This is a genomic window from Stenotrophomonas sp. YJH_SMC_120 (assembly GCF_059368675.1).
This window is the reverse complement of record NZ_JCAFRY010000010.1, coordinates 124,248-138,322: the sequence shown is the minus strand read 5'-3', so window position 1 is coordinate 138,322 and position 14,075 is coordinate 124,248. Positions and strand designations below refer to the sequence as shown.

At 66.0% G+C, this 14,075-nt stretch carries 9 protein-coding genes; 1 reads left to right on the top strand and 8 read right to left on the bottom strand.

Going from position 1 to position 14,075, the window contains the following annotated elements; all coding sequences use genetic code 11:
• Positions 1 to 4: 4 nt before the first annotated feature.
• The 8 genes from AC5P60_RS13540 to AC5P60_RS13505 form a co-directional block, all read right to left on the bottom strand.
• Complete coding sequence (locus tag AC5P60_RS13540; RefSeq protein WP_483692730.1) at positions 5 to 2,728, bottom strand: response regulator; 2,724 nt, start codon at positions 2,726 to 2,728, stop codon at positions 5 to 7.
• Between the two features lies 1 nt (position 2,729).
• Positions 2,730 to 3,869, bottom strand: coding sequence for a cyclic di-GMP phosphodiesterase response regulator RpfG (gene rpfG, locus AC5P60_RS13535; protein WP_005409495.1), 1,140 nt, complete (start codon positions 3,867 to 3,869; stop codon positions 2,730 to 2,732).
• Positions 3,870 to 4,074: 205 nt separating this feature from the next.
• Positions 4,075 to 5,586, bottom strand: a complete 1,512-nt coding sequence (gene lysS / locus AC5P60_RS13530) for a lysine--tRNA ligase (RefSeq protein WP_005409494.1) — start codon at positions 5,584 to 5,586, stop codon at positions 4,075 to 4,077.
• Positions 5,587 to 5,726: 140 nt separating this feature from the next.
• Complete coding sequence (locus AC5P60_RS13525) at positions 5,727 to 7,367, bottom strand: acetolactate synthase large subunit (protein WP_483692731.1); 1,641 nt, start codon at positions 7,365 to 7,367, stop codon at positions 5,727 to 5,729.
• A 63-nt stretch (positions 7,368 to 7,430) separates the two neighbouring features.
• Positions 7,431 to 8,816 carry an NAD-dependent succinate-semialdehyde dehydrogenase gene (locus AC5P60_RS13520; protein WP_033832968.1) on the bottom strand — a complete coding sequence of 462 codons (1,386 nt, stop codon included), beginning with the start codon at positions 8,814 to 8,816 and terminating at the stop codon, positions 7,431 to 7,433.
• Between the two features lie 703 nt (positions 8,817 to 9,519).
• Positions 9,520 to 10,302: a helix-turn-helix transcriptional regulator gene (locus AC5P60_RS13515; RefSeq protein ID WP_049452205.1), complete on the bottom strand. Its 783-nt coding sequence runs from the start codon at positions 10,300 to 10,302 to the stop codon at positions 9,520 to 9,522.
• Between the two features lie 154 nt (positions 10,303 to 10,456).
• A protein-coding gene (prfB, locus tag AC5P60_RS13510) for a peptide chain release factor 2 (RefSeq protein WP_014037064.1) occupies positions 10,457 to 11,582 on the bottom strand; the annotation gives its coding sequence in 2 pieces (ribosomal slippage) (positions 10,457 to 11,506 and positions 11,508 to 11,582; 1,125 coding nt in all).
• A gap of 144 nt (positions 11,583 to 11,726) precedes the next feature.
• Positions 11,727 to 12,647 carry a LytTR family DNA-binding domain-containing protein gene (locus AC5P60_RS13505; RefSeq protein WP_024958345.1) on the bottom strand — a complete coding sequence of 307 codons (921 nt, stop codon included), beginning with the start codon at positions 12,645 to 12,647 and terminating at the stop codon, positions 11,727 to 11,729.
• 175 nt (positions 12,648 to 12,822) lie between these two features.
• Between AC5P60_RS13505 and AC5P60_RS13500 the strand changes: the two genes are divergently transcribed.
• Positions 12,823 to 14,022 carry an acyltransferase family protein gene (locus tag AC5P60_RS13500; protein WP_049402813.1) on the top strand — a complete coding sequence of 400 codons (1,200 nt, stop codon included), beginning with the start codon at positions 12,823 to 12,825 and terminating at the stop codon, positions 14,020 to 14,022.
• The last annotated feature ends 53 nt before the right edge of the window (positions 14,023 to 14,075 follow it).

Sequence of the window (14,075 nt, the reverse complement as noted above, 5' to 3'; positions counted from 1 at the left end):
CGGGTCAGGACGGGCTGCGCTCGCTGTCGTCGCGATGCGGTGCCCCCGCACTTCGGGCAGCCAACGCATTCCTGCCGTTGCGCAGAGCGGTCGCCAGGTTGCCGAGGCGGGAGCTCCATTCACCCTTCAGCTGCCAGTCCGCCATGCGCATGATTTCGCCACTGGAGGCGGCAACCTGGACAAGCCCCAGGTTGCTTGCCACGCCGCGCAGCGCGTGGGCGTGCTCGCGGAAATCCTCCCAGGCCTGGCGCTCGCCGCAGCCCTGCAGCTGGCCCATGCTCGCGTCGACGTCCGCCAGGCACTGGTCGATGAACTTGCGTTCGAAGCCATCGCCCATGCCCAGCGACGCCAGCTCGTCCAGGACCGCGGTATCGAGCACGCCATCGCCGACCGGCAATGCAGGCACCGACTGGATGCCGGGCTCGGCGCGGGTGTTGGCGGCGACATCGGCCAGCACTTCCAGCAGGCGGGTGGCCACCACGGGCTTGGCAAGGAAGGCGCGGGCGCCGGCCTGCTCGCAACGCAGGATGGACTCGGGGGTGACGTCTGCGCTCAGCACCATGACCGGAACGTAAGGCATACCGCTGGCCTGCATCACCCGCAACTGCTTGAGCAGATCCAGTCCGCTCATGCCGGGCATGTGCAGGTCGACGATCGCTGCGTCGTAACTGGCCTGCTCCAGCGCATCGAGCACTTCGGCGCCGCCGTTGACGCAGGTGACCTTGTGGCCGGCCTTCTCCAGCAGCCGCTGCAGCACCATGCGATTGGCCTCGTGGTCGTCGGCGACCAGAACCCGCAGGCTCCGCACCCGTGCACGATGGCGCAGGAAGGGGTTGGAAAACGCGATGACATTGCCGGCTTCAGCCACCTCGGACGGAACCGCCGGGGCTGATGAGGTGTCTGCGACGTCCAGCGTGATCTCGACCCAGAACACGCTGCCGCGCGGGCTGTTCGGCGCATAGCCGACCTGCCCGCCCATCGACTCGACCAGGCCCTTGGCAATGGCGGTGCCCAGACCGGTGCCTTCATGGCGACGGGCCAGGCCGACATCGCCCTGCTCGAACGCATTGAACAGGCGTCCGCGCAACGCCACCGGCACGCCGATGCCGGTATCGACGATCTCGAATCGCAGGCGCATCCGCTCGCTGCCCAGCGCATCGGGGCTGGACACGCGCAGATGCACGTAGCCACTGTCGGTGAACTTGACCGCGTTGCCCATCAGGTTCAGCAGGATCTGCTGCAGATGCCCGGCATCCCCCAACAGGCGCGGCGGTACGTTGTCGTCCACCTGCACGCGATAATCCAGCGATTTGGAGCGGGTCTGCGGGGTCAGGATCAGGTTGATCGCCTGCAGCACGTCGGCCAGCGCGAACTCGTGCCACTCCACGCGCACCTTGCCAGCTTCGATCGCGGAGATGTCCAGCACCTCTTCCACCAGCGCCAGCAGGCTGCGGGTCGAGGCCTGGATGGTGTTCAGGCACTCGCGCTGTTCGTCGTCCAGGCGGGTGGTGGCCAGCACTTCGGTCATGCCGGCCAGCCCGTTCAACGGCGTGCGGAACTCATGGCTCATGTTGGCCAGGAAGCGGCTCTTGGCTTCGTTGGCCTGCCGCGCCTCGGCCACCGCCCGGGTCAAGGCATGCAGCAGCGAATCGAAGTACAGCGGAATCGCACCCAGGCCCAGCAACAGGCCCCAGCCCAGATAATCGTGGCCGCGCCAGTACGGCGACAGCATCACCGTGCACAGGAAGGCCAGACAGCCCATGGCCGTGGCCACGCGCAGGTAGGTGCTGCCGTAGCGCATGCCGTTGCCGATCGTCACCCACAGCATCACCGCATACAGCGGTGCGGCCGGCTCGCCCTGGATGGTCATGATCCAGGCCATGCAGGTGTAGTCGGTCAGCATGCCGATCACCCGGCGCACATGCGACACGCCCGGATTGACCAGGATCGCGGTCAGCAGGCCGGCGGAAATGGTCAGCTCGAAGGCGAGGATCAGCCACGTCGCCGTCAGCGCCTCACCGCCGCCGCTCAGCGAGCGCCAGCCGAGATAGCTGATGAACAGTGCCGTGATGATGATGCGGATCAGGTTCTGCGCGTGCTCGCTGTCCTCGCGCCCGGACAGGCGCTGCTTGAAGCGGGCCAACAGCGAGCGCTTGTCGGATCCAGCGGCGGGAATCGTATCCATGGTTGGATGTCGCATCCTTCGGCGCAGCAGGGAGGAGCAGCACAACGGTACTGCCAGTAACCCCAACCACAGGGAAATGGCCAGCCCCAGGTTGGCCTGCCAATAGGGAGTCAACAGCACGGTAGTGCCGAAACTGATCATCGCCAGCACGATGGCAGCGGTCAGGTAACGCGGCCCGAAGCGCAGGCCGTTGCCCACCGTGACCCACATCACCACCGCATACACCCACGCCAGCGGCTCACCCATCTGGATCATGCCGATCGCGATCAGGCCGTAATCGGCCAGCATCCCGGCCACCCGCCGCGGGTCCGAGCGCTGCGGCTTCCACAGCAGCCAGCCGAACAACAGCAGCGACAGGCCCAGTCCGGTCAACGCCGTAGCCAGCGCGCCCTGGTATTGATCCAGCCGGTGCAGGCGGGCGCCGGACAACAGAACATAGACCAGGATCAGCGAGATCAGCACCCCCCGCACGATCGCCTGGCCATGTTCCGAATCCGGACGCTGCGCCAGCCGACGCCTCACGCGTGCGAACAGGTCCTGCATGTCACCCACCCGGTCGCGTCGATGCCGTCGAGTGCTGGGCGCAGATATCCATCAACTGCTGGTGGCCGCGCATCAGCGCATCCACGCAGCGCGGATCGAACAGTCGCCCACGCTGGGCGTACAGATAAGCCAGAGTGGCTTCCATGGTCCATGCTTCCTTGTACGGACGGGGCGAGATCAGCGCATCGAAGACGTCGGCGACAGCAACGATCCGCGCTTCCAGCGGAATCGCTTCGCCGACCAGGCCGTCGGGATAGCCGCTGCCGTCATAGCGCTCGTGATGGCGCAGCGCGATGAGCGCGCCCACCTGGATGAAACGGTTCTGGCTGCCACTGAGCAGCTCGTGGCCGATGCGTGGGTGCCGGCGCATGATCGCCAGCTCCTCGTCATTGAGCTTGCCCTGCTTGAGCAGCACCGCGTCGGGAATGGCGATCTTGCCCATGTCATGCAGCGGTGCCGCCATCTCGATCAGGCGCACGTCGTCTTCGGGCAGGCCAAGCTGCTCGGCGATCAGCCCCGCAACGCGCGCCATGCGTTCGAGATAGGCGCTGGTGCCGGCATCACGGAACTCGATCGCCCGGGCCAATCGCGACAGGGTCTCGCGTTCGCGTTCCTCGACCTCGTGCATGCTGGCCAGCAGGCGCTGCTCCAGCGACAACGCACGTTGCTTCACGTTCTCGGTCTGCTGGCGCAGCTGCAGCAGGTTGTAGCAGCGCGCGCGCAGTTCGCGCGGACGGATCGGCTTGACCAGGAAGTCGATGACCCCTGCTTCCAGCGCCGCCTGGCGGATCGGCTCGTCGCCGACCACGGTGATCAGGATCACCGGGATATCGCGGTGCTTGGGCAGGCGACGGAATCGACGGGCGAACTCCAGCCCGTCCATCTCCGGCATGCGGTAATCGAGCAGCAGCAGGTCGACCGGGTGCGCCTCGCACCAGGCCAATGCGGTCAGCGGATCACCGAAGTCATACACGCTCAGTTCCGGCGCGATGTCTTCGATAACGTGACGCAGCATCGTCCGCGCGGACGTCTGGTCGTCAACAATGACGATGTTCAACGCGTACTCCGCCTGGTTTCTCGACCATGCTGGATCATCAGCAGGCGAGGATACCCTGCTGCTGCGAACGCTCGCACCCTGCATCGGCCCGACTCCCGTGTCATGCATCCCGGTTCATGATCGTCATCACATTGTGAAGCGGACTCTCCACAATGCGCACTCCCCCTGGCGCCGATCAAGCCATAACAGACGTCAAGGTAGTGCATTAACGATACGCCGAGCGCGGAAGGCGTCAATCGCGCCGTCTCATTTCGCGACGGCGCGCACAAACGGGAGTCAAAAAGACGACTTACTGCTCCGGACGCATGTACGGGAACAGCAGCACGTCACGGATCGAGCTGCTGCCGGTCAGCAGCATCACCAGGCGATCAACGCCGATGCCGAGGCCGCCGGTCGGGGCCATGCCGTACTCCAGCGCACGGATGTAGTCGGCGTCGTAGTGCATCGCCTCGTCGTCGCCACCCTCCTTCGCGGCCACCTGGGCCTGGAAGCGCTGGGCCTGGTCTTCCGGGTCGTTCAGTTCGGAGAAGCCGTTGGCCAGCTCCTTGCCGTTGACGAACAGCTCGAAGCGATCCGTGTAGCCCGGGTCGTTGTCATTGGCACGGGCCAGCGGCGAGACCTCGACCGGATGGTCGGTGATGAAGGTCGGCTGGATCAGGGTGTGCTCGACCGTGGCCTCGAAGATCTCCAGCAACAGCTTGCCCCAGCCGTAGGACGGCTTGACGCGGATGTTCAAGCGCTCGCAATGGCGCAGCAGCGCATCGCGGTCAGTGCAATCAGCGGCCGAGATTTCCGGGTTGTGGTGGCGCACCGCCTCATCCATGCGCCAGCGGCGGAACGCCGGACCCAGGTCGATCTTCGCGCCGTCCCATTCCACTTCGGTGCCACCGTTCACGGCCTTGGCCACATCACGGATCACACCCTCGGTCAGGTCCATGATTTCGTTGTACGTGGCATAGGCCTCGTACAGTTCCATCATGGTGAATTCCGGATTGTGGCGGGTGCTGACGCCTTCATTGCGGAAGTTGCGGTTGATCTCGTACACACGCTCCAGGCCACCCACGGTCAGGCGCTTGAGGTACAGCTCCGGCGCCACGCGCAGGTACAGGTCCAGGTCCAGCGCGTTGTGATGCGTGGTGAACGGCTTGGCCGCCGCGCCGCCGGGGATGTAATGCATCATCGGCGTCTCGACTTCCAGGAAGTCGCGGTTGTCCAGCCACGCGCGCATGGCGCGGATGATCTTCGAGCGCTTGATGAACACTGCGCGCGATTCCGGGGTCACGATCAGATCGACGTAACGCTGGCGGTAGCGCTGCTCGACGTCGGCCAGGCCGTGCCACTTGTCCGGCAGCGGGCGCAGCGACTTGGTCAGCAGGCGGATCGACTCGGCCTTGACCGACAGTTCGCCGGTCTTGGTACGGGTCAGGCCGCCTTCGACGGCGATGATGTCGCCCACGTCCCAGCCCTTGAAGGCCGTGTAGGCATCGCCCAGCACCGCGCCCTGCAGGAACAGCTGGATGCGGCCGGACTCGTCCTGGATCTGGGCGAAGCTGGCCTTGCCCATGATGCGCTTGGCCATCAGGCGGCCGGCCATCTTCACCTGGCGGCCGTTGCCTTCCAGCGCCTCGGCGGTCCAGGTCTCGGCATCGGCGAATTCTTCCTGCAGGCGGCCGGCGAAGTCCTCGCGACGGAAGTCGTTCGGGTACGCGATGCCCTGCCCACGCAGCGTTTTGAGTTTCTCGCGGCGCTCGGCGATCAACTTGTTTTCGTCGACGGGGGGGGTATCGGTAGCTTCGCTCATGGATCTGCGGGAATCGTGTAGTGAGGGGGGATGTTGCACCCGGCACAGCCGGTTGCCCAGCATACCAAAACCGCCCTGCCCCGGCCTTGGGCCGGGCCCGCCCAGATGGCCGCCAACCTTGGTTGGCGCTCGTCCCGGCGTCAACCGTTCCCGGGAAACGCCTGCCGCAGCTCGTCCACCAGCACCCGCTGGTTCTCCGAGTAATCGATCGGCACCGACACCAGGTGCACCCCGCCCTCGTTGAAGGCCGCCTCCAGGGTCGGGATGAACTGCTCGATGGCCGTCACCTCATGCCCCTTGCAGCCATAGGCCTCGGCATACTTCACGAAATCGGGATTGCTGAAGGTCATGCCGTAGTCGGTGAAGCCATCCACCGCCTGCTTCCAGCGGATCATGCCGTAGGCGCCGTCGTTGAGGATCAGCACCACCAGGTTCAGGCCCAGCCGACGCGCGGTCTCCAGCTCCTGGCTGTTCATCATGAACCCGCCATCGCCACACACCGCCAGCACCCGCCGCTGCGGGTACAGGATCGAAGCCATGATCGCCGACGGCAGGCCCGCGCCCATGGTCGCCAACGCATTGTCCAGCAGCAGCGTATTGGCCACCTGGGTGCGGTAATTGCGCGCGAACCAGATCTTGTACATGCCGTTGTCCAGCGCCACGATGCCGTCCGGCGGCATCACCTGGCGCACGTCGTGCACCAGCCGCTGAGGCGTGAATCCAGCCTCCTCGGCTCGGTCAGCCAGGTGTTCCAGAATGGTCGCGCGCAGCGGCAGCAGCGCGTCAGCGTTTGGCACCGCGCCTTCGATACGATCGGCCAACTGGGTCAGCGAACGACCGATGTCACCGATCACTTCCACCTGTGGGAAGTACACCTGCTCCACCGCCGCCTGCGAGTAGCCGATATGGATCACGGTCGGCCCACCCGGGCGCATCACGAACGGCGGCTTCTCGGTGACCTCGTGGCCGATGGTCACGATCACGTCGGCCTGGTCGATCGCCATGTGCACGTAATCGCGCTCGGTCAGCGCCGCGGTGCCCATGTACAGGCCCGAACCACCGGCCACCGCGCCCTTGCCCATCTGCGTGGTGAAGAACGGAATGCCGGCGCGCAACACGAACGCCGACAGCGCTTCGCTGGACTGCGGCCGCGACGCCGCCGAGGCGATCATCAGCAGGGGGCGCCTGGCGTTGCGGATGATCTCCGCCGCCCGATCCAGCGCCTCCGGACTGGCAATGGGACGATCCACCGCGTGCGGCGGAATCAGCGCCACGCCCTCGACCTCATCGGCCGCGATATCTTCGGGCAGCTCCAGCAGCACCGGGCCCGGGCGCTCTTCCTGGGCGACACGGAACGCCTCGCGGACGATGGTCGGGATGGTGCGCGCCGACACGATCTGCCGCGCCTGCTTGGTCAGCGGCTTCATCGTGCTGACGATGTCGACGATCTGGAAGCGCGCCTGCTTGCTGGCGACGATGCCCTTCTGCCCGGTGATCATGATGACCGGCCATGCGCCAAGCAGCGCATACGCGGCGCCGGTGGTGAAATTCAGCGCGCCGGGGCCGAGCGTGGCCAGGCACACGCCCGGCTTGCCGGTCAGGCGGCCATAGGTGGCCGCCATGAACACCGCCGCCTGCTCGTGGCGGGTGATGACCAGCTCGATGCTGGAATGGCGCAGCGACTCGACCACGTCGAGATTTTCTTCGCCGGGAATGCCGAAAATGCGCTCGACGCCTTCGTTCTCAAGTGCGGCGACAAGCAGATCTGAACCCTTGGACATTGGAATGCCGTCCTTTTCGCTGGACTGATGGTGGATCGTTGCAGGAAGGATGGAAGCTGCGCGTCAACGCTTGTCGAACCACACCGTCTGCGCGTTGACGAATTCGCGGATGCCGAAGTGCGAGAGCTCACGGCCGAAGCCGCTCTTCTTCACGCCGCCGATCGGCACGCGCGGATCGGACGCGGAGAAGCCGTTGACGAATACACCGCCAGTCTGCAGCCGGCGCGCCAGCTGCATCGCACGGGCGCGGTCGCCGCTCCACAGGTTGCCGCTGAGGCCGAACTCGCTCTGGTTGGCCAGTTCCACCGCATGGTCGGCGTCGCGGGCGCGGCTGATCGAGGCCACCGGCCCGAACGTTTCGGTGTCGAAGGCCTGCATGCCCGGCTCAACCCCGGCCAGCACGGTGGGGGCATAGAACGCACCCGGACGATCCAGCTGGTGCCCGCCGACCAGCAGCTGCGCACCGGCGTCGACCGAAGCACGTACCTGCGCGTCGAGCTGCTCCAGCAGATCCTGGCGCGCCATCGGGCCGATGCGGTTCGCCGGGTCGCGGCCGTCGCCAATGGTCAGTGCCTGCACCTTCTGGCAGAACTGCGCCACGAAACGATCGTAGACCGCGTCTTCGACGATGATGCGCTTGCCGGCGATGCAGACCTGCCCGGTGTTCTGGAAGCGCGAGGCCACCGCCGCATCGACGGCCGCATCAAGATCGGCATCGGCCAGGACGATGAACGGATCGGAACCGCCCAGTTCCAGCACCACCTTCTTCAGCGCCTGCCCGGCCTGTGCAGCAATGCTGCGGCCGGCGGCCACACTGCCGGTCAGGGTCACCGCCGCGATGCGGTCATCTGCGATCGCGCGGCTGGTGCCCTCGCGGCTGATGTTGGCCGCGATGAAGGTGCCCTCCGGCAAGCCGGCATCGCGCCAGGCGGCGTCGAGCAGCTGCGCGGTACCGACGATGTTCTCGGCCGGCTTCAGCAGGAAGCCGTTGCCGCCCATCAGGATCGGCACCGCCGCGCGCATCACCTGCCAGTACGGGAAGTTCCACGGCATGATGCCCAGCACCACGCCCAGCGGCAGGTAGGACACGTAGGCCTTGTCGTCGGGCACCTGGGTCGGTTCGTCGCGCAGGAACTGCGCACCGTTGTCGGCGTACCAGTCGCACAGCACAGCACACTTCTCGATTTCGGCCAGCGCTTCGGCCTGGACCTTGCCCATTTCGGCGGTAGCCAGCGCGGCCAGCTTTTCACGGTCACGGCGTAGCACCGCGGCCATCGCACGCAGTACGTCTGCGCGCTGTTCGAGGCTCTTGATGCTCCAGGCCGCAAAGCCGACCTGGCCGCGATCCAGGATTGTTTCCAGCTCGGCGTCGGTGGCGAAGGGATGGCTGGCGATCTGCTGGCCGGTGGCCGGATCACGGGAAATGGCGGTGGTGGGGGCAGCGGACATGCAGGGCTCCTGGTGTCTCGACAACGGGCGGGCGGCCCGTCTCCTGCACAGGAATGTGGACCCGAATGGCGGAGGCAACAAGGCGTCTGCTTATCCTGTGACCTGCACTTACCTGCCTGAATGGGGTTTTCGGCAGGGCTGCGCCCTGCACCCGCTACGATCCAGAGCAACAGCAACAGCAACAGCAACAGCAGAAGCTGGTTTCCTGAGGGATGGCGGGGTGGGTCCGGTTGCGGGAGACGCCGTAAACCCGTCCTTGGGGGCTTGGCCGCGGCATCCATGCCGCGGACACTCCCGCAACCGGACCCATCCCGCCTTCGACAATTTCCCGCGATCTGTCGGGACGGCGCAGTGCGTTGCTGTTGGTGGGTGTCGACCTTGGTCGACACAGTAGACCCACGCCATGCGTGGATGACTCATTCGATTTCTGAGAGAAAGATCGTGTCGACCAAGGTCGACACCTACCAACAGCCGCGCGGAACAAAGCCGCAGTTGCCAACAACCGCGTGAACCTGTCGAAGGTGGGGCGGTGTCGGCGTGCGGGGTGTCAGCCGCATGGATGCGGCTGCCAAGCCTACACGGACGTACTTGCGGCGTCCCCGCACTCCGACACCGCCCCGCCAAACCACGGAACCTAGCTCTGGCTCTGGCGTTGGCCGTTGCATTGAGCAGGTGCAGGGCTGCAAGCCCTGCCGAACACCCCCTACTTCCGCGGCAGGTAGGTCACCAGGGAAAGGTCATGCCGGCTCTCCGGCACCAGCGCCACGTACTGCAGGTCCAGCAACCCGCGCGTGGGGTGGTTCAGCTTCTTCGCACCTTCATCGAACCGGCGCACATCGTGCTCCGGCCACCACTGGCGGAACTCCTCGCTGTGCGCCGAGATGTCCTCGACCAGCGCCAGGAACGGGGCCTTGTCCGGCGCCTGCGCCATCGCCGCGCGGAAGCCTGCCAGCAGGCCGCGGGTCATTTCTTCCCAGTTGAGGATCAGTGTGCGGTACGGCGGGTACAGGAACATCAGCCGCAGCGTGTTGCGCTCATGCGGTGCCAGCTGGCTGTAGTCCACGAACAGATCGGCAATGGCCGGATTCCAGGCCAGGATGTCGAAGCGGGTGTTGCGCACGTACGCCGGGATCGGCTGCATCGCCTCCACCAGCTGGCGCAGGCCGTCGGTCACACTCTCGTCCGGTGATTGCAGCGGCACGCCGTAGCCGGACAGCGCGAATGCATAGGCGCGTTCGTCGTCGCTCATGCGCAGCACCTGTGCCAGGCGCTCGAGCACTTCGGGAGAGGCGCGCACTTCACGACCCTGCTCGATCCAGGTGTACCAGCTCACGCTGACCCCGATCGCCAGCGCCACTTCCTCGCGCTTCAGGCCCGGGGTGCGCCGCCGCCCAGCCGGCAGGCCAAGCGTGGCGGGGTCGACACGGGCGCGGCAGGCCTTGAGGAAGCCGCCGAGTTCCTTGCGTTCACTTTCGCTGCGCATCATCGCTACCGCCGTACCTGTTGTAGCGTCGAGCCATGCTCGACGCATCTGCTACCGCGCCAACAGCAGCCGAGCATGGGCTCGGCTCTACCGGAAGCGTGATCAGCCACCCTCGGCGTTGCGCACGAGGGTGACGATATCCGCGCAGGCGCGCCGATCAGGCATCGACGCGCTTGGAGCCCACGGCCAGGCCGGCCTTCAGGCTGGCCTCGACGAACTCGTCCAGATCGCCGTCCAGCACCTTCTGCGTATCCGAACGTTCGATGCCGGTACGCAGGTCCTTGATGCGGCTCTGGTCGAGCACGTAATTGCGGATCTGGCTGCCCCACCCGATGTCGGACTTGGTCGCTTCCACGGCGTCCTTTTCGGCGTTGCGCTTCTGGATCTCCAGCTCGTACAGCTTGGCGGCCAGCATCTTCATCGCGTTGTCGCGGTTCTGATGCTGGCTGCGGCCGGTCTGGCAGGCCACGACGATGTTGGTCGGGATGTGGGTGATGCGCACCGCCGACTCGGTCTTGTTGACGTGCTGGCCACCGGCACCCGACGAACGGTACACGTCGGTACGCAGGTCGGCCGGATTGATGGTGATGTCGATGTTGTCATCGATTTCCGGCGACACGAACACCGAGGTGAAGCTGGTGTGGCGGCGGTTGTCCGAGTCGAACGGCGACTTGCGCACCAGGCGGTGCACGCCGGTTTCGGTCTTCAGCCAGCCATAGGCGTAGTCGCCTTCCACGCGCAGCGTGGCCGACTTGATGCCGGCGACGTCGCCACCGGAGACTTCCATCAGCTCGGTCTTCCAGCCGCGCGATTCACACCAGCGCAGGTACATGCGCAGCAGGATCTCGGCCCAGTCCTGGGCTTCGGTGCCACCGGCACCGGCCTGGATGTCGACGAACGCAGCGGCATTGTCCATCTCGCCGGAGAACATGCGCTGGAACTCCAGCTTCTCCACGTGCGCCTGGTGCTTGTCCAGGTCGGCGACCACCGCCAGTGCGGTGTCCTCGTCCTGCTCGGACTCGGCCAGCTCGAGCAGTTCGGTGGCGTCGTTCAGGCCATCCAGCACCGAGGCGATGCCGCCCACGGTCTTTTCCAGGCTGGAACGCTCGCGGCCCAGGTTCTGGGCGTACTCGGCGTTGTTCCAGACGTCGGGGCTTTCCAGCTCCCGCGTTACTTCTTCAAGACGCTCTTTCTTGGCGTCGTAGTCAAAGATACCCCCGAAGCGACAGCACGCGATCGGTCAGATCGGTGATGCGCTGGCGGACAGGATTCAGTTCGATCATGTCGGCGGTTATGCATTCAAAAGATGACTGCCAATGATACCGCAGGCCGGGGGCGCCCGGAATGAGGGACCAGGCCTGCCGCTGGGAGCCAACCACTGGTAGACCCGCCCCTGTAGAGTCGCCTGTCAGTCGACTGCTTTTCATTCAGGTTGCGGTGGAGCCCGCGCTGCGCGCGATAGTCGACCAACAGTCGACTCTACCCGCGCCCGCGCCGCCCAGCGCCTGCCGCAGGACCGGCAGCTGGCGCCGGCTGCAGGGCACTTTGGCTCCATCGGCCATGTGCAGCAGGGCCTCGCCTCCGTCCAGCGGCTCGATCGAGCGCAACTGGCCGCGATTAATCAGCCAGCTGCGATGCGGGCGCAGGAACTCGCCCGGGTCCAGCCGCTGCTCCAGCACCGCCATGGTGATGCGCAGCGGGTAGTCGTGGCCACGTACCCGCAGGTTCACGTAGTTCCCCGCGGCCTGGGCGTACTCCACGTCGGCCGTGGCAACCAGGAACTCCTTGCCCAGCTTGCGCACGAGGAAATGCTGGGGGCGCTCGACCGGCTCCACCGGCGGGCCGACGTCGGGCTCGGCCAGCAGGCTCGCTTCGCCCTGCCTGCGCCTGCCGAACCAGCTGGCAAAGTGCTCGAGGGCCACGAACATCGCGAACGTGCGCACATCCTTCAGGTACTCGTACGCAAAACGCTCCAACAAACCGGCATCGTCCTGGTAGCGGTAGCCCAGCGACGCGTAGGCCAGATGCCGCAGCAGCATCATCCCCACCACGTGCAGCAGCGACCAGCCGACGCTGGCCAGCAGATACAGTGGCAACCGCCGCCTCCAGGTATCGGCATGCAGCGGCCAGCGCTCGCAGCCCCACCACAGCAACGGCAGGGTCAACAGGATCAGGGCGAGGCTGCTGAACTCCCAGATCATCGGCTCCCACAGCCCGAGATCGGCGCCGCGGCGACTGGCGTCCATCACTTCCACCAGCGCATTGGTCACTGCCGAGGCCGACAGGATCGCCGCCCATACCAGCAGGCGGGTTGAAGTACGCCAGCGCGATGGTCGGCCCTGGGTCATTGCTGCATCCATGTCGTTGCGGTGCTCCAGCCTGCCTCAAGGGACCAAGGGTAGCGGCTCCATTGGTCCCACCACCCCCGCCATTGGTCACTGCGTCGGTTCCAGCGGCCCCTTGCCGGTCGCCGCACGGACCGGACGGCGTCACCTTGGCTCGACTCTCCGGCACACCACCACCATGACCCGACGCTACGACATCGACGCCCTGCGCGTGTTCGCCTTCGCCCTGCTGATCCTCTACCACACCGCCATGGCCTACGTGGACGACTGGGGCTTTCACCTCAAGAGCGTGCATACCGCCGAATGGCTGCAGTGGCCGATGCTGTTCGTCAACCGCTGGCGGATGTCGCTGCTGTTCCTGATCTCGGGTATCGCCATCGCGCTGATGCGGCCGGAAGGCAGGTTGCTGCGCTTCGCCGGCCTGCGCACCTGGCGGCTGCTGCTGCCGCTGCTGTTCGGCATGTTCGTGATCGTGCCGATCCAGCCCTATTGCGAAGGCGTAGCCAACGGCCACGTGGCACCCGGCTTCGGCCACTTCCTGCTGCGCTATTGGCAGGTGCGGCCGTGGCCGGAAGGGAGTTTCGCCGGTTGGCAGTACGGCATCACCTGGAACCATCTGTGGTACCTGGCGTATCTCTGGAACTACACCCTGGCCCTGGCCCTGCTGATGCCATTGCTGGGAACGGCGGTGGTGCGCCGCGCGGTGGCGTTCTGCGCAGCATCACCGATGCTGCTGATCGGCCTTCCGTCCGCCCTGCTGCTGGCCTGGGTGATCTGGCTGGAGCCGATCTACCCGTCCACCAATGCCCTGCTCAGCGACTGGTACCAGCACGCGAAGTACGCCACGGTATTCCTGGCCGGCTACCTGCTGGGTCGTGAGCCGGTGTTCTGGCAGCGCGTGGTCGCCCTGCGCCGCACCACGCTGTGGCTGGCGCTTGCTGCCGTTGGCTGGTACCTGGGGTTGCGCATCCTCGGCCAGGTGCTGCCCGCCGATTCCCCGCTGCGGCAATGGCCCGAACCGTTCTGGGACCTGCAGGGCCGGGCCAGCCAGTCGCTTTACGTATGGACCGCGCTGCTGGCCATCCTCGGCTGGGGAAAGGTCTTCCTCGATCGCCCGTTCCGCTGGCTGCCGTACTGTACCGAGGCGATCTATCCGTGGTACATGCTGCACCAGAGCCTGATCATCGTGCTGTTGTTCTGGCTCAGGCCGCTTCAGTTGGGACCGTGGCTGGAACCGGCACTGCTGCTGGGCGGCACGGTGGGCGGCTGCCTGCTGATCCACGAACTGCTGATCCGTCGCGTGCGTTGGCTGCGGCCCCTGTTCGGCCTGCGTGCCGAACCGCCAGCGGCGTCAAAGGCGCGCACCGTGGCGTTGTAGCGCCGCGCCGAGGCTCGGCTGCCTGTGCCGTGAGCCGGGCATGGCCCCGGCTC